The organism is Enterobacter sp. 50793107 (assembly GCF_001463365.1).
Lineage (GTDB): Bacteria > Pseudomonadota > Gammaproteobacteria > Enterobacterales > Enterobacteriaceae > Enterobacter > Enterobacter cloacae.
Map to the genome: position 1 here is coordinate 17620 of NZ_LNII01000134.1, position 21256 is coordinate 38875.

20 protein-coding genes are annotated in these 21256 nt (G+C 56.5%); 15 read left to right on the top strand and 5 right to left on the bottom strand.

Going from position 1 to position 21256, the window contains the following annotated elements:
* Positions 1-11 precede the first annotated feature (11 nt).
* Genes APU11_RS17540 through APU11_RS17550 form a run of 3 tightly spaced genes read left to right on the top strand, consistent with a single transcriptional unit; the run spans position 12 to position 3442 of the window.
* Complete coding sequence (locus APU11_RS17540; protein ID WP_058651597.1) at positions 12-953, top strand: ABC transporter permease; 942 nt, start codon at positions 12-14, stop codon at positions 951-953.
* Between the two features lie 2 nt (positions 954-955).
* The gene (locus APU11_RS17545) at positions 956-1831 is read left to right on the top strand and encodes an ABC transporter permease (RefSeq protein ID WP_058651598.1); all 876 of its coding nucleotides are present in this window, start codon (positions 956-958) and stop codon (positions 1829-1831) included.
* A gap of 9 nt (positions 1832-1840) precedes the next feature.
* A complete protein-coding gene (locus APU11_RS17550) occupies positions 1841-3442 on the top strand; it encodes a gamma-glutamyltransferase family protein (protein ID WP_058651599.1) in 1602 nt (533 codons plus the stop codon).
* A gap of 51 nt (positions 3443-3493) precedes the next feature.
* Here the strand turns inward: APU11_RS17550 and APU11_RS17555 are convergent, their stop codons facing one another.
* Both APU11_RS17555 and fadE read right to left on the bottom strand, forming a co-directional pair.
* The gene (locus APU11_RS17555; protein ID WP_058651600.1) at positions 3494-4264 is read right to left on the bottom strand and encodes an amidohydrolase; all 771 of its coding nucleotides are present in this window, start codon (positions 4262-4264) and stop codon (positions 3494-3496) included.
* A 107-nt stretch (positions 4265-4371) separates the two neighbouring features.
* Positions 4372-6816, bottom strand: coding sequence for an acyl-CoA dehydrogenase FadE (fadE, locus tag APU11_RS17560; RefSeq protein ID WP_029882430.1), 2445 nt, complete (start codon positions 6814-6816; stop codon positions 4372-4374).
* A gap of 239 nt (positions 6817-7055) precedes the next feature.
* Here fadE and lpcA point away from each other — a divergent pair, with 239 nt between their 5' ends.
* Complete coding sequence (gene lpcA, locus APU11_RS17565; RefSeq protein WP_013095727.1) at positions 7056-7634, top strand: D-sedoheptulose 7-phosphate isomerase; 579 nt, start codon at positions 7056-7058, stop codon at positions 7632-7634.
* A 53-nt stretch (positions 7635-7687) separates the two neighbouring features.
* Complete coding sequence (locus APU11_RS17570; RefSeq protein ID WP_013095728.1) at positions 7688-8455, top strand: class II glutamine amidotransferase; 768 nt, start codon at positions 7688-7690, stop codon at positions 8453-8455.
* On the opposite strand, the gene dpaA is transcribed toward APU11_RS17570, so the two are convergent.
* A complete protein-coding gene (dpaA, locus tag APU11_RS17575; RefSeq protein WP_013095729.1) occupies positions 8426-9166 on the bottom strand; it encodes a peptidoglycan meso-diaminopimelic acid protein amidase in 741 nt (246 codons plus the stop codon). The genes APU11_RS17570 and dpaA overlap by 30 nt on opposite strands.
* Before the next feature lie 298 nt (positions 9167-9464).
* Here dpaA and APU11_RS17580 point away from each other — a divergent pair, with 298 nt between their 5' ends.
* From APU11_RS17580 to nqrM, 7 genes are read left to right on the top strand one after another with little or no spacing between them, the layout of a single operon-like run.
* The gene (locus APU11_RS17580; protein ID WP_020686313.1) at positions 9465-10808 is read left to right on the top strand and encodes a Na(+)-translocating NADH-quinone reductase subunit A; all 1344 of its coding nucleotides are present in this window, start codon (positions 9465-9467) and stop codon (positions 10806-10808) included.
* 2 nt (positions 10809-10810) lie between these two features.
* The gene (locus APU11_RS17585; protein ID WP_058651601.1) at positions 10811-12046 is read left to right on the top strand and encodes an NADH:ubiquinone reductase (Na(+)-transporting) subunit B; all 1236 of its coding nucleotides are present in this window, start codon (positions 10811-10813) and stop codon (positions 12044-12046) included.
* A complete protein-coding gene (locus APU11_RS17590) occupies positions 12039-12833 on the top strand; it encodes a Na(+)-translocating NADH-quinone reductase subunit C (protein WP_013095732.1) in 795 nt (264 codons plus the stop codon). The genes APU11_RS17585 and APU11_RS17590 overlap by 8 nt, the downstream gene beginning before the upstream one ends.
* Positions 12826-13464: an NADH:ubiquinone reductase (Na(+)-transporting) subunit D gene (locus APU11_RS17595; protein WP_013095733.1), complete on the top strand. Its 639-nt coding sequence runs from the start codon at positions 12826-12828 to the stop codon at positions 13462-13464. Before APU11_RS17590 ends, APU11_RS17595 begins: the two co-directional genes overlap by 8 nt.
* A gap of 6 nt (positions 13465-13470) precedes the next feature.
* On the top strand, positions 13471-14067 hold the full coding sequence (nqrE, locus tag APU11_RS17600; protein WP_013095734.1) for an NADH:ubiquinone reductase (Na(+)-transporting) subunit E: 597 nt from the start codon (positions 13471-13473) through the stop codon (positions 14065-14067).
* 10 nt (positions 14068-14077) lie between these two features.
* The gene (nqrF, locus tag APU11_RS17605) at positions 14078-15301 is read left to right on the top strand and encodes an NADH:ubiquinone reductase (Na(+)-transporting) subunit F (protein ID WP_014830784.1); all 1224 of its coding nucleotides are present in this window, start codon (positions 14078-14080) and stop codon (positions 15299-15301) included.
* On the top strand, positions 15301-15507 hold the full coding sequence (gene nqrM / locus APU11_RS17610) for a (Na+)-NQR maturation NqrM (protein WP_020686315.1): 207 nt from the start codon (positions 15301-15303) through the stop codon (positions 15505-15507). The genes nqrF and nqrM overlap by 1 nt, the downstream gene beginning before the upstream one ends.
* Positions 15508-15555: 48 nt before the next feature.
* Here nqrM and APU11_RS17615 read toward each other — a convergent pair whose 3' ends face one another.
* Positions 15556-16419 (bottom strand): glycerophosphodiester phosphodiesterase family protein, encoded by an 864-nt coding sequence (locus tag APU11_RS17615; RefSeq protein ID WP_020686316.1) that lies wholly within the window; start codon positions 16417-16419, stop codon positions 15556-15558.
* A gap of 157 nt (positions 16420-16576) precedes the next feature.
* Between APU11_RS17615 and dinB the strand changes: the two genes are divergently transcribed.
* Entirely contained in the window at positions 16577-17635 is a 1059-nt protein-coding gene (dinB, locus tag APU11_RS17620) for a DNA polymerase IV (protein WP_038982941.1), read from the top strand.
* A gap of 61 nt (positions 17636-17696) precedes the next feature.
* On the opposite strand, the gene pepD is transcribed toward dinB, so the two are convergent.
* Entirely contained in the window at positions 17697-19154 is a 1458-nt protein-coding gene (gene pepD, locus APU11_RS17625; protein WP_020686318.1) for a cytosol nonspecific dipeptidase, read from the bottom strand.
* Between the two features lie 260 nt (positions 19155-19414).
* Between pepD and gpt the strand changes: the two genes are divergently transcribed.
* Positions 19415-19873, top strand: a complete 459-nt coding sequence (gpt, locus tag APU11_RS17630; protein WP_003863205.1) for a xanthine phosphoribosyltransferase — start codon at positions 19415-19417, stop codon at positions 19871-19873.
* Between the two features lie 104 nt (positions 19874-19977).
* Entirely contained in the window at positions 19978-21222 is a 1245-nt protein-coding gene (gene frsA / locus APU11_RS17635) for an esterase FrsA (RefSeq protein ID WP_023620942.1), read from the top strand.
* Positions 21223-21256 lie beyond the last annotated feature (34 nt).

Consider the following 21256-nt stretch of genomic DNA (forward strand, 5'->3'; position numbering starts at 1 on the left):
GAGGAGAGACCATGCTGGAACTGATTTGCAAACGGCTGCTGCTGGCCGTTCCGACGCTATTGCTGGTGAGTATGATGGTGTTCGGGCTGCAGAAGCTGCTGCCCGGCGATCCGCTCATCGCCATGGCGGGCGAAGAGCGCGATCCGGCGGTGATCGCCCAGCTGCGCGCTGAGCTCAATCTGGATGCGCCCATCCCGGTGCAGTATTTCCACTGGCTGACGCGCGCGCTGCAGGGCGATCTAGGGGTCTCCTTACGCACGCACGAACCGGTGACCGAGCTTATCGCCAGCAAACTGCCGGTCACGCTGGAGCTGTCGCTGCTGGCGATGATCATCGCCCTGGTGTTCGGCATCAGCATGGGGATCCTCGCGGCGGTGAACAAAAACAGCTGGGTCGATCACGGGGCGAACTTTGTGGCGATCTCCGGGATCTCGATACCGCACTTCTGGCTCGGGATCCTGCTGATACTGGTCTTTTCGGTCAATCTGCAGTGGCTGCCAGCGTCCGGGTTTGTGCCGTTTAGTGAAGATCCGGTGCAGAACCTGCGGACGTTGCTGCTGCCTGCCGCCGTGCTCGGCACCGGGCTGGCGGCCACGCTGATGCGCCATACCCGCGCCTCCATGATCGCCGTGCTCAAAGCTGACTACATCCGCACCGCGCGGGCCAAAGGGCTGCTGCCAAAAGCCGTCATTATCAAGCATGCGTTTCGCAACGCGCTGGTGCCGGTGATCACGCTTACCACGCTGCTGTTCGGCGAGCTGCTGGGCGGCGCGGTGCTGACCGAGCAGGTCTTCACCATTCCGGGATTTGGCAAAATGATCGTCGACTCGGTGTTTAACCGCGACTACGCGGTGGTGCAGGGCGTGGTACTGATCGTGGCGATTGGCTTCCTGTTGCTGAACCTGCTGGCCGATGTGCTGTACGTTCTCATCAATCCGAAAATGCGAGGTTAACCATGGCGGAACTGACAACTCAAACCGTTGCGCCGGTTCTGCCCCGCGCGCAGAACCGGGTGCTGAAGAAATTTCTCGCCAATAAAAGCGCGGTGATCGGCGCGGTGATTGTGGGCTTCTTTGTGCTGGTGGCGCTGCTTGCACCGTGGATCGCGCCGTTCGATCCGGTGAAGGCGAATTTCCTCGCGGTGCGCAAAGCGCCCTCGGCGATGTACTGGTTCGGCACCGACGAGCTGGGGCGCGATATTTTATCCCGCATTATCTGGGGAGCCAGAACCTCGCTGATGGCGGGGTGTATGTCGGTAGTCATCGCCGTGGTCATCGGCGTGCCGCTGGGGCTGGTGGCTGGTTACTTTCAGAAGATGTGGGATGGGGCGATCTCACGCGTTATCGAAGCGCTGCTGGCCTGTCCGTTTCTGATCATGGCGATCGCCCTCGGGGCGTTTTTAGGGCCAAGCCTGACCAACGCCATGATCGCCATTGGCCTTTCCGCGATGCCGATCTTCGCCCATCTCACGCGCGGCCAGGTGATCGCCATTCGCAACGAAGAGTACATCGACGGCGCGCGGGCGATAGGCCTGCCGGATCGCTGGATCATCATCAAATATGTCCTGCCGAACGTCATGTCACCCATTCTGGTGCAGGCCACGCTGGCCATTGCCTCGGCGATTATCGCCGAAGCCAGTCTCTCGTTTCTGGGTCTGGGGCAGCAGCCGCCAAACCCCTCCTGGGGCTCAATGCTTAACACCGCCAAAGGCTTCCTTGAGCAGGCGCCCTGGATGTCCGTCTTCCCCGGCGTGGCGATTTTCCTTGCCGTGCAGGGCTTTAATTTACTCGGCGACGGGCTGCGCGATGCGCTCGATCCGCGCCACGACTAAGGAGTCATGATGACCAAAGCGCTTGATTTTACGTCCGGTTACGCTTCACGACGCCCGCCGATGATGGGCCATAACGCGGTTGCCACCTCGCAGCCGCTGGCGGCGCAGGCGGGGATGAAGATGCTGCAGCTGGGCGGCAACGCCGTTGATGCGGCTGTCGCCACCGCGATGGCGCTGACGGTGGTTGAACCCACCGGTAACGGGATTGGCAGCGATGCCTTCGCCATCGTCTGGGATGGCGAAAAGCTCCACGGCCTGAACGCCTCTGGCCGCTCGCCTGCGAGCTGGCATGCGGATCTGTTCGCTGGCAAAACGGCGATGCCGGAAATCGGCTGGGATGCGGTAACCGTGCCCGGTGCGGTATCGGGCTGGGTGGCGCTGGCGGAACGTTTTGGCACGCTGCCGCTGACCACGCTGGCGCAGCCTGCCATTGAGTATGCGCGTAACGGTTTCCCGGTTTCGCCGCTGATTGGCCATCTCTGGCAGCGCGGTTATAACAAACTTAAAGACCAGCCGGGCTTTAGCGCCTGCTTCGCACCGGAAGGCCGCGCCCCGCGCGTAGGGGAGATCTTCCGTAACCCGGCGCAGGCGAACTCGCTGGAGCTGATTGCAAAAACCAACGGCGAGGCGTTTTATCGGGGCGAGCTGGCGCAGAAAATTGCCGCCTTCGCCAAAGCGCACGGCGCACATCTGACGGCTGAGGATCTGGCGAACCATCGTGTGGACTGGGTGGAGCTGTTGTCGCGCGACTTTGCCGGCGGTTCGGTGCAGGAGCTACCGCCGAACGGGCAGGGGATCGCCACGTTGATTGCGCTCGGCATTCTGGAGCAGTGCGGCATTGAGCAACATCACCCGGACTCCGTGCAATCCCTGCATTTATCCATTGAGGCGATGAAGCTGGCGCTGGCGGATCTCGACCGCTACGTGGCGGATGAAGCGCACATGGAGTTTGCGGCTAAAGAGCTGCTGAGCGACCATTATCTGAAATCGCGCGCGGCGCTTATCGACCCTGATAAAGCCTCGGATTTTGAGTACGGTTCGCCGACGCAGAGCGGCACGGTCTACATCAGCACCGCAGATGCCAGCGGGATGATGGTTTCGTTTATCCAGTCCAACTATATGGGCTTTGGTTCAGGGATTGTGGTACCGGATACCGGCATCAGCCTGCAAAACCGCGGCTGCGGATTTGTGCTGGATCCGAAGCACCCGAACGCGCTGGCGGGCAGCAAGCGTCCGTTCCACACCATCATTCCGGGTTTTGCGATGGACGGCAACGGCCAGCCGCTGATGTCTTTTGGTGTGATGGGTGGGCCAATGCAGGCGCAAGGGCATATGCAGATGGCGCTGCGCATCATGCTGCACGGGCAAAACCCGCAGGCGGCAATCGACGCCCCGCGCTGGCGCGTGGTGCAGGGCCGGGAGGTGATCGTCGAATCGACGTTCGATCGCAACACCATTGCTGCCCTGCGTGAACGTGGCCACCACATCGTCGTGGAAGATCCGCTCCAGGAGTATAACTTTGGCGGTGCGCAGGTGATTTACCGGATGCCGGAAGGGCACTACGTGGCCGCGACGGAGAGCCGCAAAGACGGGCAGGCGCTGGTGAGTTGATCTTTTATCCTCCCTCTCCCTTTGGGAGAGGGTTGGGGTGAGGGGAAAGTGTCACCCAATACTAAACGGATCCGCATCCTGCCATGCGGGGAACTTCTCGCGATACTCCTTCAGCGCCGTCAACGACAGCTCGGCATCAATGCGCGTCGCCTGATGCGGTTCGGCGGTGGCGATGATCTCGCCCTGCGGATTCACCACCCGGCTATCGCCCCGGTAGTGATGTCCGTTGCCGTCTGTTCCCACGCGGTTACACCCCACCACGTACGCCTGGTTTTCAATTGCGCGTGCCACCAGCAGCGACTGCCAGTGCAGGGAGCGCGGCGCAGGCCAGTTGGCGACATACAGCGCCAGGTCGTAATCGTTGCGGTTGCGCGACCAGACCGGGAAGCGCAGGTCGTAACAGACCAGCGGCAGAATACGCCAGCCGCGCCATTCAAACACCACACGTTCGTTGCCGGCTTCGTAGTGATGATGCTCATCGGCCATGCGGAACAGGTGTCGTTTATCGTAAAAATGGACCTTCCCCTCCGGCTCAACCAGCAGGAAGCGGTTCACCGGGCCGCGTTCCGTTTGCAGGGCGGCGCTCCCGGCGATCAGCGCGTTGGTCTGCTGCGCTTTGGCGTGCATCCAGGCGACCACCTCATCCTGCGGCATCGACTGTTGTGCGGCTTCCATCGCGAAGCCCGTGGTGAACATCTCCGGCAGGACAATCACATCGCGCCCGGTAATGCCTTCCAGTTGACGATCAAAGTGGCGCAGGTTGGCAGGGCCATCCATCCACACTAAAGGTTGCTGCAAAATAGAAATCTTCAGACCAGGCACAATTCAGACTCCTCAAACGACCCTTTTTGACACTGTAGCACGACATAAAGAGAAAAGATGGCAATAAAAAACCCCGCTCGTGGCGGGGTTTTTCAGGACGAAACGCGTTAAGCGGCTTCAGGTTTGCGGTGTTTCTCCGGCAGCTTTACCGGCTGTGTCGCCAGCTCATCCGGTTCGAAATCATCGACGTTAATGCTGCGCAGACGGCTCTCTTCGGCTTTCACCAGGAGTGCGGCTTCGCTGTTGTCAATGATGCCACCCGCCAGTGCCTGTTTCGCCAGTTCATCCAGGCGGGTAAACGGCAGGTTTTTGCCCAGCTGTTTACAGATCTTCTGGTGAATCGGGTCGGCGGCCATCACGTCCAGCAGCGCCTCTTCCAGCAGACCCACCGGGTTATGTGGCGTTGGCGCCAGATACTGACCGCGGCCGATACGTGAGCGGGTTGCGCTCGGTACCTGCAGGATCTTCGCCACTTTATGATCCAGCTTGTCAGACGGCGCCAGATGATGACGACCGGTCGGGAAGATCGCCACGCGCAGGGCACCTGCCACCAGACGGTTAGGGAAGTTCACCAGCAGATCGTCAATCGCCTGCTCGGCCTGATACAGCGCATCCTGCACCCCCCAGTGCACCAGCGGCAGATCCGCTTCCTGACGGCCTTCGTCGTCGTAGCGTTTCAGTACCGCAGAAGCCAGGTAGAGCTGGCTCAGCACATCACCCAGACGGGCAGAGATGCGCTCGCGACGCTTCAGGCTACCGCCCAGCACCGCCATGGAGACGTCGGACAGCAGCGCCAGGTTGGCGCTCAGCCGGTTCAGATGCTGGTAATAACGTTTTGTCGCATCATGGGTTGGCGTGGCGCTGGTCAGCCCACGGGTCAGACCCAGCCAGAAGCTGCGCACTTTATTGCTGCCTACATGACCGATATGTTTGAACAGCAGCTTGTCGAAGGCATCCACGTCGTTGTTCTGCGCGGCGGCCATCTCCTCCAGCACGTACGGATGACAGCGAATCGCCCCCTGGCCGAAGATCATCATGCTGCGGGTCAGGATGTTTGCCCCTTCTACGGTGATGGCGATCGGTGCGCCCTGATAGCCACGCGCCAGGAAGTTGCCTTCGCCGAGCATAATGCCTTTACCACCTGCGATATCCATTGCATCAATGATCGACTGTTGTGCGCGGTGGGTGCAGTGGTACTTCACAATCGCGGACAGTACGGCCGGTTTTTCACCCAGCATAATGCCGTAGGTAATTAACGACGCGGCGGCATCCATCACGTAGGCGTTGCCTGCGATACGCGCCAGCGGCTCTTCGATCCCTTCCATCTTGCCGATGGAGATTTTGAACTGACGACGGATGTGCGCGTAGGCACCAATCCCCATCGCCACCGATTTCAGCCCGCCGGTTGAGTTCGACGGCAGGGTAATGCCGCGACCAACGGACAGACATTCCACCAGCATACGCCAGCCCTGACCGGCCATTTTCGGCCCACCGATGATGTAATCAATCGGGACAAAGATATCCTGACCGCGGGTCGGACCGTTCTGGAACGGCACGTTCAGCGGGAAGTGGCGACGACCAATTTCAACGCCCGGGGTAGAGGTGGGGATCAGCGCACAGGTAATGCCCAGATCTTCTTCACCACCCAGCAGTTTTTCCGGGTCGGAGAGTTTAAACGCCAGGCCCAGCACGGTAGCGACAGGCGCGAGCGTAATGTAGCGTTTGTTCCAGGTCAGGCGCATACCCAGCACCTGTTCGCCCTGCCATTCGCCCATGCAGACCACACCGGTATCCGGGATGGCGCCTGCATCGGAACCCGCTTCCGGGCTGGTCAGTGCGAAGCATGGAATTTCCTGACCGCGTGCCAGACGCGGCAGATAGTGATCTTTCTGCTCTTTTGTACCGTAATGCTGCAGCAGTTCGCCCGGGCCTAAGGAGTTAGGTACGCCCACGGTGATCGCCAGGATCCCGGAGACGCCAGCCAGTTTTTGCAGCACGCGAGCCTGAGCGTACGCGGAGAATTCCAGACCGCCATACTCTTTTTTGATGATCATCGCGAAGAAGCGATGCTCTTTCAGGTATGCCCACAGCTCCGGCGGCAGGTCGGCCATTTCATGGGTGATGGCAAAGTCATTGGCCATACGGCAGGCTTCTTCTACCGGGCCGTCAATAAAGGCTTGTTCTTCCGCTGTCAGACGCGGCTGCGGGTAGTTATGCAGTTTTTTCCAGTCCGGGTTGCCCTGGAACAGATCGCCTTCCCACCAGGTGGTACCGGCGTCAATCGCTTCTTTCTCGGTGCGCGACATCGGTGGCATCACTTTGCGGAAACCTTTGAATACCGGCGCGGAGATCATCGACTTACGCATCGGGGCAAAGTTAAACGGCAGAAGGATGATGGCCAGCGGCACTAAAAGCCAGATATTCCAGAGACCTGCGACGCCAAGCGCAGCCGTCCAGGCCAGAAGAATCAGGCTGCTCAGGAATAAACTTACACGGTGATAGAACAGCACACCGAGCAGGACAACGGTTGCGAGAATGCTCAAAATCATCATAAAGAAAAGCTCCCTTGCTTGTAGGAGGTCTGACCACTTGTGATGATATGGTTGTAGTTGATGTTATTTCCTTTAGCAATGTGTTTACAAAATAATTACAACCTGGTTCACATTGTTCGTTTGTTTGCCGGCACGAAAACGCAAAACGTCAGACGATTCGCATCCCTTTAGCTTCTCGCTTTTATTGCTATCCGGTACACTCCACTGTGTTATCTCATCAATACTGAAGGATTATCCTCATGTACCAGGATCTTATTCGTAACGAACTGAACGAAGCGGCGGAAACGCTGGCTAACTTTCTGAAAGATGATGCCAATATTCACGCTATTCAGCGCGCGGCGGTCCTGCTGGCCGACAGTTTCAAAGCCGGTGGCAAAGTGCTCTCCTGCGGTAACGGGGGGTCCCACTGCGACGCTATGCACTTCGCAGAAGAGCTGACCGGGCGTTATCGTGAAAACCGTCCGGGCTACCCGGCGATTGCGATCTCCGACGTGAGCCACATCTCCTGTGTGGGCAACGATTTCGGTTACGACTACATCTTCTCCCGCTACGTTGAAGCGGTTGGTCGTGAAGGTGACGTGCTGCTGGGTATCTCCACTTCGGGCAACTCTGGTAACGTGATCAAAGCGATTGCGGCGGCGCGTGAAAAAGGGATGAAAGTCATCACCCTGACGGGCAAAGATGGCGGTAAGATGGACGGTACCGCGGACGTTGAAATCCGTGTTCCGCACTTCGGTTATGCTGACCGCATTCAGGAAATTCACATCAAAGTGATCCACATCCTGATCCAGCTGATCGAAAAAGAGATGGTTAAGTAAGGCTTCGCTGGGGGGCACCGGTGCCCCCCGCAGTTGTGGAGTGGAGGTAATCTATGTGCGAACTGCTCGGGATGAGCGCCAATGTGCCAACCGATATCTGCTTTAGTTTCACCGGGCTGGTACAGCGCGGTGGGGGAACCGGGCCGCATAAAGACGGCTGGGGTATCACCTTCTACGAAGGCAAAGGGTGTCGCACGTTCAAGGATCCACAACCCAGCTTTAACTCACCGATTGCCAAACTGGTGCAGGATTACCCCATTAAATCCTGCTCGGTAATCGCCCATATTCGTCAGGCAAACCGCGGCGAAGTGGCGCTCGAAAACACCCATCCGTTTACCCGTGAGCTGTGGGGCCGTAACTGGACCTACGCGCATAACGGGCAACTTACGGGCTATAAGTCGCTGGAGACCGGTAATTTTCGCCCGGTTGGCGAAACCGACAGCGAAAAAGCCTTTTGCTGGCTGCTGCATAAGCTAACAGAGCGTTATCCGCGCACCCCTGGCAACATGGCGGCGGTATTTAAATATATTGCGTCGCTGGCGTCTGAACTGCGCGAGAAGGGCGTGTTTAACATGCTGTTGTCTGACGGGCGCTATGTGATGGCGTTCTGCTCGACGAACCTGTTCTGGATCACCCGCCGTGCACCGTTTGGCGTGGCAAAGCTGCTCGATCAGGATGTGGAAATTGATTTTCAGAAAGAGACCACACCAAATGATGTGGTCACTGTTATCGCCACGCAGCCGCTGACCGGCAACGAGACCTGGCAGAAGATTATGCCAGGCGAGTGGGTGTTATTTTGTCTCGGGGACCGTGTAATTTGATGCCAGCTGTGGGTGGACAACTTCGTGGCTCAGCGGTTTGCTGACCACATAACGGCCATCCACAACCGAGACGACAGGCGGCTTGTGCGTCTGCTCGAAATAGTCATAGCCCGGTTTTAGCTGTTTCCAGAAATCCGCGTAGTAAGAGTACTTGTGACGCGCCATGTTGGCATCGGTCATGCGGAACGGATAGATGCTGACCTGAACGTTTGGCTGACCAAAGACCAGTGCGCCCGTGACAAACTGGAAAATCTCATCAATGCCGGAATCGGTCATCGCGTAACAGCCGATGGACACACAGGCACCGTGGATCATCAGATATTTACCTTCGTAACCGTGCGCACGGTCAAAGGCATTCGGGAAGCCGATATTAATCGCTTTATAGAAACGGCTATCCGGTTTTAGCTGGTTACGCTGAACGTTGTAAAACCCTTCCGGGCTTTTGAAATCGCCCTGACGCTGTTTTGGCCCCAGACCACCGGAGTAGTTACAAATCTTGTAGCTGTCGAGCAGCTGATATGTCTCACCCATTTTCACAAACAGGTCGAGTGTGCGTTCTTCCTTGAAGATTTGAATATAAACGGGGGATCCCATTAGCTGCTGTTTATATTCTTTGCTCACAGGCGTGGTTGAACTGTTGCTGCTGAGCAGCCCGGCAAACGACACGCACGGAATCAGGAGCATCGCAATGAACAATGCGATTTTACGCATACTACAAGTTCCTTGATAAAACTAAGACCAACTTGCCAGAACGGCAAAAGAGACCCGAAATCAGATTAATCTGTTAGGAGCGCTCACATTAGCACCGCTATAGATTTTCGCAAGAGCGGAGCTGTTAGTTTACAAATTAGTTTTACTTTATAACCCATCAAAATCGCGCTGGCTCCAGGAACTTTGCGTATCAGTTCGCAATTTGACACCTGCAGCGGCGTTTTATCTGCCCGGAAAACGCCGGAAATGGTACACTTCACGCCCTCAGAATAGTTGTTCACGGAAACTTGCTAACCACATGTTTAAAATAAGAAAAGGACTTGACCTGCCCATCGCAGGCGTGCCCGAACAGCACGTTTCGGCAGGCGCAAGCGTTCGCCATGTTGCCATTCTGGGCGACGATTACGTGGGGATGCGCCCCTCAATGCTGGTCCAGCAGGACGATCGCGTCATTAAAGGGCAGGCGCTCTTCGAAGATAAAAAAAATCCCGGCGTGATGTTTACCGCCCCTGCCAGCGGCACCGTTGTGGCGATCAACCGTGGCGAACGTCGCGTGTTGCAGTCGGTGGTTATCCGCATTGAAGGGGATGAACAGCGTGAGTTTGCCCATTATGAGGCCGCAGACCTCGCGGCGTTGAGCCGTGAAACCGTTCAGGCGCAACTGCTGGACGCCGGTTTGTGGACCGCATTTCGCACACGCCCTTTCAGCAAAACGCCTGTGCCTGGCACGGTTCCGGCCGCTATCTTCGTTACGGCAATCGACACCAACCCACTCAGTGCAGACCCGCAGCCGGTTATTCTGGCACAACGCCAGGCCTTTGATGCCGGGCTGACCGTACTCACGCGGCTGACGCCCGGGAAAGTCCACGTGTGCCAGGCCAGTGCCGGTAAACTTGGCGGCCATCCGCAGGGACAGGTGACGTTCAATGAATTTGCAGGCCCGCATCCAGCGGGTCTGGCGGGAACGCATATTCACTTCCTTGAGCCGGTCAGCCTGACAAAACAGGTCTGGCACCTTAACTATCAGGACGTGATTGCCATCGGCAAACTCTTTACCACCGGTAAGCTCTGCACAGAGCGAGTGATCGCGATTGGCGGGCCGCAGGCGGCAAACCCGCGCCTGGTGACAACGCTGTTGGGTGCGGATATCAATGAACTGCTGGACGACGAAACCAAAGCGGGTGAAAACCGTCTGATTTCCGGTTCGGTACTCAGCGGCCGTCATGCCGTTGGGCCGCAGGCCTATCTGGGGCGCTTCCATCTGCAGGTGAGCATTGTGCTGGAAGGGCGTGAGAAAGAGCTCTTCGGCTGGGTGCTGCCAGGTGCAGAAAAGTATTCCGTCACCCGCACCACGCTCGGCCACTTCCTGCGTCATAAGCTGTTCAACTTCTCCACCAGCACAAACGGCGGTGAGCGTGCCATGGTGCCGATTGGCAACTACGAGCGTGTTATGCCGCTCGATATTCTGCCCACCGTGCTGCTGCGCGATCTGCTTGCCGGGGACACCGACAGCGCCCAGGCGCTGGGCTGCCTGGAGCTGGACGAAGAAGATCTGGCGCTCTGTACCTATGTCTGTCCGGGAAAATACGAATATGGACCGGTATTGCGCGAGGTGTTAACCCGCATTGAGCAGGAAGGATAACCATGGGCTTAAAACACCTCTTTGAAAAAATAGAGCCGCATTTTACCGAGGGTAAACTGAAGAAGTACTACCCGCTGTATGAAGCGACGACGACCATTTTCTACACGCCAGGTCTGGTGACGAAAGGCGCGGCGCACGTTCGTGACGCCATCGACCTGAAGCGAATGATGATTCTGGTCTGGTTTGCCGTCTTCCCGGCAATGTTCTGGGGCATGTACAACGTGGGGCTGCAGACCATTCCGGCGCTGCATCATCTGTACGATGCTCAGCAACTGGCGCAGGTGATCCAGTCTGACTGGCATTACCGTCTGGCACAGTCGCTTGGCGTAAGTTTTGCCCCAGACGCGGGCTGGATCAGCATGATGACGCTGGGGGCGGTGTTCTTCCTGCCGATCTACATCACGGTATTTATCGTGGGTGGGTTCTGGGAAGTGCTGTTTGCAATTATTCGTAAACATGAGATCAACGAAGGCTTCTTTGTTACTTCCATTCTGTTTGCCCTGATTGTCCCGCCAACGTTACCGCTCTGGCAGGCCGCGCTGGGGATCAGCTTTGGTGTGGTCATCGCGAAAGAGATCTTCGGGGGAACCGGGCGTAACTTCCTCAACCCTGCGCTGGCAGGGCGTGCGTTCCTGTTCTTTGCCTATCCGGCGCAAATCTCCGGCGATCTGGTCTGGACCGCTGCGGACGGCTTCTCTGGGGCGACACCGCTTTCACAATGGGCAGCGCACGGCGGTGAAACGCTGGTGAACAATGCGACAGGCCAACCCGTCACCTGGTTTGATGCGTTTATGGGCAACATCCCGGGCTCCATTGGGGAGGTCTCCACGCTGATGATTTTGATTGGCGGGGCGATCATCCTGTTTGGTCGCGTGGCCTCCTGGCGGATTGTCGCCGGTGTCATGATCGGCATGGTGCTGACTGCCACACTGTTCAACATTATCGGTTCCGCCACCAACCCGATGTTCTCCATGCCCTGGTACTGGCATCTGGTGCTGGGCGGTTTCGCCTTCGGCATGATGTTCATGGCCACCGATCCGGTTTCTGCTTCCTTTACTGACAGAGGGAAATGGAGCTATGGCGTGCTCATCGGGGTGATGTGTGTCCTGATTCGTGTGGTCAACCCGGCCTATCCGGAAGGGATGATGTTGGCCATTCTGTTTGCCAACCTGTTTGCACCACTGTTCGATTATCTGGTCGTGCGCGCCAATATTAAGCGGAGGAAGGCACGTGGCTGAAATCAAAAATAACGACAGCATCGGCAAAACGCTGCTGGTGGTGCTGGTCCTGTGTCTGGTCTGTTCCATTGTGGTGGCTGGTTCTGCCGTGGGGTTAAAGCCGCGACAGCAGGAGCAGCGCGCGCTGGATAAACAGCGCAACATCCTGGCCGTCGCCGGGCTGATGCAGGAAGGGATGAGTGCAGACGATGTGTCGGCCGTCTTTGCTGAGCGCATCACCGCGCGTCTGGTGGATTTAAAAACGGGTCAACTGCTGGATAAAGATCCGGCGAAATATAACCAGGCGCTGGCATTAAAAGACCCGCAGATGAGCATGACGCTGGACGCATCTCAGGATCCGGCGGGCATTAAGCGTCGCAGCAATCTGGCTGAAATCTACCTCGTACGTGATGAGCAAAAACAGGTGCAGGAAGTGGTGCTGCCCATCTACGGCAACGGCCTGTGGTCAATGATGTACGCCTTCGTGGCGCTTGATACGGATGGCCGCACCGTGAAAGGCATCACCTACTATGACCAGGGTGAAACGCCGGGGCTCGGTGGAGAAGTGGAGAACCCTAACTGGCGCGCGCAGTTTGTTGGGAAGAAAGTGCTCGACGACAGCGGAGCGCCTGCGCTGAAGGTGATGAAAGGGTCTGCGCGTCCTGACGATGTCTATGCCGTTGACGGGCTATCCGGGGCCACGCTCACCTCCAAAGGGGTGCAGCACAGTTTTGATTTCTGGATGGGCGAACTCGGATTTGGTCCTTTCCTGAAAAATGTACGTGAAGGAGCGCTGAACCATGGCTGATACGGGTGAACTGAAAGAAGTTAAAAAGGTGCTGATTGGCCCACTTTTAGCCAATAACCCGATAACGCTGCAGGTGCTGGGTGTGTGTTCAGCCCTGGCGGTGACCACCAAGCTGGAAACGGCGGTGGTGATGACGCTGGCAGTAACGCTGGTAACCGCGTTTTCCAGCATGTTTATCTCGATGATCCGCCACCATATCCCCAACAGCGTGAGGATCATCGTGCAGATGGCGATCATCGCCTCGCTGGTGATCGTGGTCGATCAGCTGCTGCGAGCCTTTGCCTATGAAATATCGAAACAGCTTTCGGTATTTGTGGGCCTGATTATCACCAACTGTATCGTGATGGGGCGTGCAGAAGGCTATGCCATGAAAATGCCCCCGCTGGCGAGCTTTATGGACGGCATCGGCAACGGCCTCGGCTACGGCGTGATCCTGCTGTCCGTAGGGTTCCTGCGTGAGTTGATTGGCAGCGGTAAGCTGTTTGGCATCACGGTGCTGGACACGGTACAGAACGGAGGCTGGTATCTGCCAAACGGCCTGTTCCTGCTGGCTCCAAGCGCATTTTTCATTATCGGTTTGCTAATCTGGCTGATTCGTACCCTGAAGCCAGAACAGCAGGAAAAGGAGTAACCGACAATGGCTCATTACCTGAGTTTATTTGTGCGCGCGGTGTTTGTTGAAAACATGGCGCTCGCGTTCTTCCTCGGCATGTGTACGTTCCTTGCCGTGTCCAAAAAGGTATCGACAGCATTTGGCCTGGGCATAGCGGTTACCGTGGTGCTTGGCCTGTCGGTGCCGATCAACAACCTGGTGTACAACTTTGTCCTGCGCGACAGCGCGCTGGTGGAGGGGGTGGATCTCAGCTTCCTGAACTTCATCACCTTTATCGGTGTGATTGCGGCGCTGGTGCAAATCCTTGAGATGATCCTTGATAAGTATTTCCCGTCACTCTACAACGCACTGGGGATCTTCCTGCCGTTGATTGCGGTGAACTGCGCCATCTTCGGTGGCGTCTCGTTTATGGTTCAGCGTGATTACAACTTCAGCGAATCAATTGTGTATGGTTTCGGCTCCGGGATCGGCTGGATGCTGGCTATCGTCACCATGGCGGGGATCCGCGAAAAAATGAAATATGCCAACGTGCCTGCAGGCCTGCGTGGCTTAGGGATCACCTTTATCACCACCGGTCTCATGGCGCTGGGCTTTATGTCCTTCTCCGGTGTGCAGCTATAAGGGCTAACTGATGGAAATTATGCTTGGCGTGGCGATGTTCACGCTGATTGTACTGGTGCTGTCGGGGTTGATTCTGGTGGCGCGCGCGAAGCTGGTGAATTCCGGCGATGTCATTATCGATATCAACGATGAACCGCAAAACCAGATCCGCACACCAGCCGGCGATAAACTGCTGAATACGCTTGCCGGCAACGGCATCTTCGTCTCTTCGGCCTGCGGCGGCGGTGGCTCCTGCGGGCAGTGCCGCGTAAAGGTGAAAGAGGGCGGTGGCGATATTCTGCCCACTGAGCTGTCGCACATCACCAAGCGTGAGGCGAAAGAGGGCTGCCGTCTGGCCTGCCAGGTCGCGGTGCGCCAGAACATGAAAATTGAACTGCCGGAGGAGATTTTCGGCGTTAAAAAATGGGAATGCGAAGTTATCTCCAACGATAACAAAGCCACCTTTATCAAAGAGCTTAAACTGCGGGTGCCTGAAGGAGAGAGCGTTCCGTTCCGGGCGGGGGGCTATATCCAGATTGAATGTCCGGAGCACACCGTAGCTTATGCTGACTTCGACGTGCCTGATGAATACCGTGCCGACTGGGATAAATTCAACCTCTTCCGCTTTGTCTCTGAGGTTAAAGAGCCCGCGCTTCGTGCTTACTCCATGGCGAACTACCCGGAAGAGAAGGGTATCATCATGCTTAACGTGCGTATCGCCACGCCGCCGCCAGCGGTACCGCATGCGCCGCCGGGCGTCATGTCATCGTATATCTGGTCATTAAAACCGGGTGACAAGGTGACCATCTCTGGCCCGTTTGGCGAGTTCTTTGCGAAAGAGACCGATGCCGAAATGGTATTTATCGGCGGTGGTGCAGGTATGGCGCCGATGCGTTCGCACATTTTCGACCAGCTCAAGCGGCTTGGCAGTCAGCGTAAAATCAGCTTCTGGTACGGGGCGCGTTCGCTGCGTGAGATGTTCTATGACGATGAGTTCGAACAGCTGGCGCGTGAAAACCCTAACTTCACCTTCCATGTGGCGCTCTCCGATCCGCAGCCGGAAGATAACTGGACCGGCCATACGGGCTTCATCCACAACGTGCTGTATGAAAACTACCTCAAACAGCATCCTGCGCCGGAAGACTGTGAGTTTTATATGTGTGGTCCGCCAGTGATGAACGCCGCAGTGATCAAAATGCTTAAAGATCTGGGCGTGGAAGATGAGAACATCCTGCTGGATGATTTTGGAGGCTGATGATGCTGACGTTTCTGGCAACCTTCGCGGTCTTTGTACTGGTCATATTCGGCATGTCGTTAGGCTGGATCATCAAGCGCAAAAGCATTCAGGGCAGCTGCGGTGGGATCTCGTCCATTGGCATGGAAAAAGTCTGCGACTGCCCGGAACCGTGCGATGCCCGTAAAAAAAGGATGGCGCGGGAGCAGCAGCGCCGAATTTTGTAAATCGCGACGTAACGATAACAGCAGGCCGCATTATTGCGGCCTGCTGGCTTATTTAGCCCATGCTTTTGCGGCGGCGGGCGAGTCGACCATCACCGCATCCGCCTGCAGCGCCTCTGCCTTTTTATAATCTTCGGCGGTGTTCACGCCCAGCAAGATAACGTGACTGTTGCCCTGCGAGCGGAAACAGTCCATGGATTCTTTATCCCAGGTGAGGGTTGAGCGGGACACCCCTTCACCAAGGGTAAATTTCTCAACCACGTCAACGGTTCTGTTCAGCTCTAGCGCGTACCAGTACTCCTGCATCGTCTGCTCTGGTGGCAGGCACTGATGGCTCAGCGATACCGTTACCAGCCTGGAGCGCGTTTCACTGCGGGTAACAAAGCGTGGGATTGCTGCCGGAAGCGAGGCAAGATAACGGTCCTCAGTAGAATAAACCCTCACCCGCCCCAGACTCTGGGTCTCATTAAGCACCGCAAGAAGCGCTTTTCCCATCGTGGCCGGATCGGCGTCAGGTGATTTGATATCAATATAAAACCGGGTTTGTGGCCAGGTTTCCAGTACGCTTTTCAGGGTGGGGATCGTCACCCCTTTGCCACGCCAGGGATGGGTTTCACCGCCCCAGCTCCAGCCAGCGTCAACTGCCGATAACTCCGCAAGCGTGTAGTCCGAGATTTTGCCTGTTTTGTTCGTCAGCGCTTTTAAATCAGAAGGACGATACAGGACCGGAACGCCATCTTTACTGAGCTGCACGGTTATCCAGACTGCCTGAGCCTGATTCTCTAAGGCCAGTTTGATCGCTTGTACTGTGTTTTCTGGTGCGTCGGCTGTTCCGCCCCGGTGGGCAACGATCTGTGGGCCAGCGAAGCTCGTTCCCGTCACGAGCAGCAGAGAGAGCGCGAGTATTTTTCTCATGAATTTATATCCTTATTCACATAAAAAATTAATATATACAACAAGTTACGTGTTGTTTTTTGCATCATATTTTTATGACAAATAAGAGAAGGTAAATCTGCTGTCGCATTTTTTAGACTTTGATATACTGTATATAAATACATGTGTGGTGGTCGTAATGCGCAAAATAATCCATGTCGATATGGACTGTTTTTTTGCCGCAGTGGAGATGCGTGACAACCCGGCGCTGCGGGATATTCCTATTGCCATTGGCGGTAGCCGTGTCCAGCGCGGTGTAATCAGCACCGCCAACTATCCTGCGCGCAAATTTGGCGTGCGCAGCGCCATGCCTACCGCCATGGCGCTTAAGCTCTGTCCTCATCTCACGCTTTTACCCGGTCGGTTTGAGGCGTACAAAGAAGCGTCCCTGCATATCCGCGAAATCTTCTCTCGCTACACCTCACTGATTGAACCTCTGTCGCTGGACGAAGCTTATCTTGATGTCACCGACAGCGTGCACTGTCACGGCTCCGCGACGCTGATGGCGCAGGAGATCCGCCGGACTATCTTCCAGGAGCTGAATCTGACCGCGTCGGCAGGTGTCGCACCGGTGAAATTCCTCGCTAAAATAGCGTCCGATCTCAACAAGCCCGACGGCCAGTACGTTATCACCCCGGAAGAGGTCCCGGCGTTTTTAAAAACGCTGCCGCTCGGCAAAATCCCGGGCGTAGGCAAAGTCTCTGCGGCAAAGCTGGAAAGCATGGGGCTGCGAACCTGCGAAGATGTACAGCGCAGCGATTTAGCCATGCTGCTTAAACGCTTTGGAAAATTTGGCCGCGTGCTGTGGGAGCGCAGTCAGGGGATAGACGAGCGCAGTGTCAGCAGCGAGCGGCTGCGAAAGTCGGTCGGGGTTGAACGCACACTGATTGAAGATATTCATGACTGGTCTGAATGCGAAACCATCATTACGGAGCAGCTCTATCCTGAACTGGAACGGCGCTTAATCAAGGTCAAACCGGACCTGCTGATTGCCCGTCAGGGCGTGAAGCTTAAGTTCAATGATTTTCAGCAGACGACTCAGGAGCACGTCTGGCCGCGCCTGAATAAAGAGGATCTCATCGCGACGGCGAAAAGGGCCTGGGATGAACGTCGGGGCGGGCGAGGGGTCAGGCTGGTGGGGTTACACGTTACCTTGCTGGATCCGCAGCTGGAACGTCAGCTGGTATTGGGATTGTAAAAAGGCCGGTGGCGCGACGTTGTTCACCCTCTCCCTTTGGGAGAGGGCTGGGGTGAGGGTGTTACTTAGCAGGAATCGCTTTCAGCAGTTCAGTCAGCAGGGTCCAGTAATGGCCCACGCTTTCAATGTGAACCTGCTCATCCGGCGAGTGTGGTCCGGTAATGGTTGGCCCAATGGAGACCATATCCATGTTCGGGTACGGCTTCTTGAACAGACCACATTCCAGACCCGCGTGGATCACCTGAATGTTTGGGGTGCTATTGAACAGACGCTGGTATGTTTCACGCACCAGTGCCATCACCGGAGAGCTTGCGTCCGGCTGCCAGCCTGGGTAGCTGCCTTTGGCAGAGGTTTTCGCACCGGCCAGCGTGCCCAGAGATTCCAGCATGCTCACTACGTACTCTTTACCGGTGTCGATAAGCGATCGGATCAGGCAGATGATCTCTGCGCTGTCGTCGCCCATGGTGACCACACCCACGTTCAGAGAGGTTTCAACCACGCCTTTCGCGACGTCTGAGTTGCGGATCACGCCGTTTGGTGTCGCGTTTAACAGCTGAATAAAGGTGTCACGAGACTGGGTGGTCAGCGCGGCTTTATCCGTGGAGACGGACTCCAGCACTACGGTCAGGTTCTTCTCTTTCGCGGACAGTTCGTTTTTCAGGATATCCAGATAGACGCTGGAGAGCTTTTTCAGCTCGTCCGCTTTGGCAGCTGGAACGGCTACCGTCGCGAACGCTTCACGTGGGATTGCGTTGCGCAGCGTACCGCCGTTGAAATCGACCAGACGCAGGTCCAGCTCAGCCGCGTGGCCCGCCAGGAAGCGTGCCAGCAGTTTGTTGGCGTTGCCCAGGCCTAAGTGAATATCACCGCCGGAGTGGCCGCCTTTCAGCCCTTTCAGCGTCAGCTTGAAGGTCTGGAAGCCAGCAGGCACCGCTTCACGGGAGAGCGGCAGGGTAGAGATAAAATCAATCCCGCCCGCGCAGCCCATGTAGATCTCGCCTTCTTCTTCGGAGTCGGTGTTGATTAGAATATCCGCCTGCAGCCAGTTCGCCTGCAGACCAAACGCACCGTCCATGCCCGCTTCTTCGGTCATGGTCAGCAGCACTTCCAGTGGACCGTGCTGAACGCTGTCGTCCGCCAGTACCGCCAGCGCAGAGGCCATACCGATACCGTTATCTGCACCCAGCGTGGTGCCGCGCGCTTTCACCCAGTCGCCGTCGATGTACGGCTGGATCGGGTCTTTCGTGAAGTCGTGAACGGTGTCGTTGTTTTTCTGTGGCACCATGTCCAGGTGCGCCTGCAGCACAACCGGTTTACGGTTTTCCATGCCTGCGGTCGCCGGTTTGCGGATCAGAATGTTGCCAACCTGATCGCGTTCAGCGTGCAGACCTTTTTCCTTCGCCCAACCCATAATATGTTCGGCAAGCTGTTCTTCATGGTAAGACGGGTGTGGAATGGAGCAGATTTTGGCAAAAATATCCCACAGCGGCTGGGGAGATAATTGAGACAGTTCAGACACGATAAGTCTCCTTGTCGATGCCCTGCAAAGCGAGTTGCAGGGCACAGGGTTAGCAGGTTAATAGTTACCACAAGTCAGGCTTGCGAGATGCAACTGAGAATACCACTTTCTCCGATGGCTGGTAGCATAAAGCATGTAAAAACTCAGGCAGAGGGCGCTAAACACTGGTTTTTAGTGCGTCAGATCTCTATAATCTCGCGCAACCTATTTCCCCCTCGAACACTTTTTAAGCCGTATAAAAACAGGCTGGGACACTTCACATGAGCGAAAAATACGTCGTCACCTGGGACATGTTGCAGATCCACGCACGCAAACTGGCCGCGCGTCTGATGCCTTCTGAACAGTGGAAAGGCATTATTGCCGTTAGCCGTGGCGGTCTGGTACCGGGGGCGCTGCTGGCGCGTGAGCTGGGTATTCGTCATGTCGATACCGTCTGCATCTCCAGCTATGACCACGACAACCAGCGTGAGCTGAAAGTGCTGAAACGCGCGGAAGGCGACGGTGAAGGTTTCATCGTTATTGATGACCTGGTGGATACCGGCGGTACCGCGGTGGCTATCCGCGAAATGTACCCAAAAGCACACTTCGTCACCATCTTCGCAAAACCAGCGGGCCGCCCACTGGTGGATGATTACGTGATTGATATCCCACAGGATACCTGGATTGAACAGCCATGGGACATGGGCGTGGTCTTCGTACCGCCTATTTCCGGCCGTTAATTTCCGTACGTAACTTTACACGCCCGGCTATGCCGGGCGTTGTTCTTTTTATTCTGCCACGCGTTACAATGGACACTATATGACGTATCCATGGAGGCAACGCAATGACGCAGGCGAATCTCACCGAGACACTCTTCAAACCCCGTTTCAAGCACCCTGAAACCTCGACGCTGGTGCGTCGCTTCAATCCGGGGAACCAGCCTGCCGTCCAGTCTGCATTAGACGGTAAAAACGTGCCTCACTGGTATCGCATGATTAACCGCCTGATGTGGATCTGGCGCGGTATCGATCCGCGTGAAATCCTTGATGTGCAGGCGCGTATCGTCATGAGTGAAGCCGAGCGTACCGACAGCGAACTCTACGATACGGTGGTGGGTTACCGCGGCGGCAACTGGATCTACGAATGGTCGAAACAGGCGATGCTCTGGCAGCAAAAAGCCAGCCAGGAAGAGGACGCCACCCTCAGCGGCAAGCACTGGCTGCACGCAGCCAACCTTTACGCCATTGCCGCCTATCCGCACTTAAAAGGGGATGAGCTGGCGGAGCAGGCGCAGGCGCTGGCAAACCGTGCCTATGAAGAGGCTGCCCAACGCTTGCCGGGCCGGATGCGCGAGCTTGAGTTCACCATCCCCGGCGGCGCGCCCGTGACTGGGTTCCTGCATATGCCTGAAGGCGACGGCCCGTTTCCGACCGTGCTGATGTGCGGTGGGCTGGATTCGCTGCAAATCGACTATTACAGCCTGTATGAGCGTTACTTCGCCCCAAAAGGGATCGCGATGCTGACGCTTGATATGCCCTCTATCGGTTTTTCCTCTAAATGGAAACTGACGCAGGATTCCAGTCTTCTGCACCAGCATGCGCTAAAAGCGCTGGAAAACATTCCCTGGGTCGACCACACCCGCGTCGCGGCGTTTGGTTTCCGCTTTGGGGCGAACGTGGCCGTGCGTCTGGCCTATCTTGAGGCGTCACGCCTGAAGGCCGTAGCCTGTCTTGGGCCGGTGGTTCACGCTCTGCTCAGCGATCCTGCCCGTCAGGGCAGCGTGCCGGAAATGTACCTCGACGTGCTGGCCAGCCGCCTTGGCATGCATGATGCTTCAGACGAAGCGCTGCGCGTGGAACTCAATCGCTATTCGTTAAAAACGCAGGGCCTGCTGGGACGCCGGTGTCCAACGCCGATGCTGTCCGGCTTCTGGAAAAACGATCCGTTTAGCCCGGAAGAGGAGTCACGCTTAATCACATCGTCATCTGCGGATGGCAAATTGCTGGAAGTTCCCTTCAGCCCGGTGTATCAGAATTTTGACAAAGCATTAAAAGAGATTACGCGTTGGATCGCCCAGAGATTGTGTTAAGAGATTGCTAAATTTTGATGGTTTGGTAAAACAG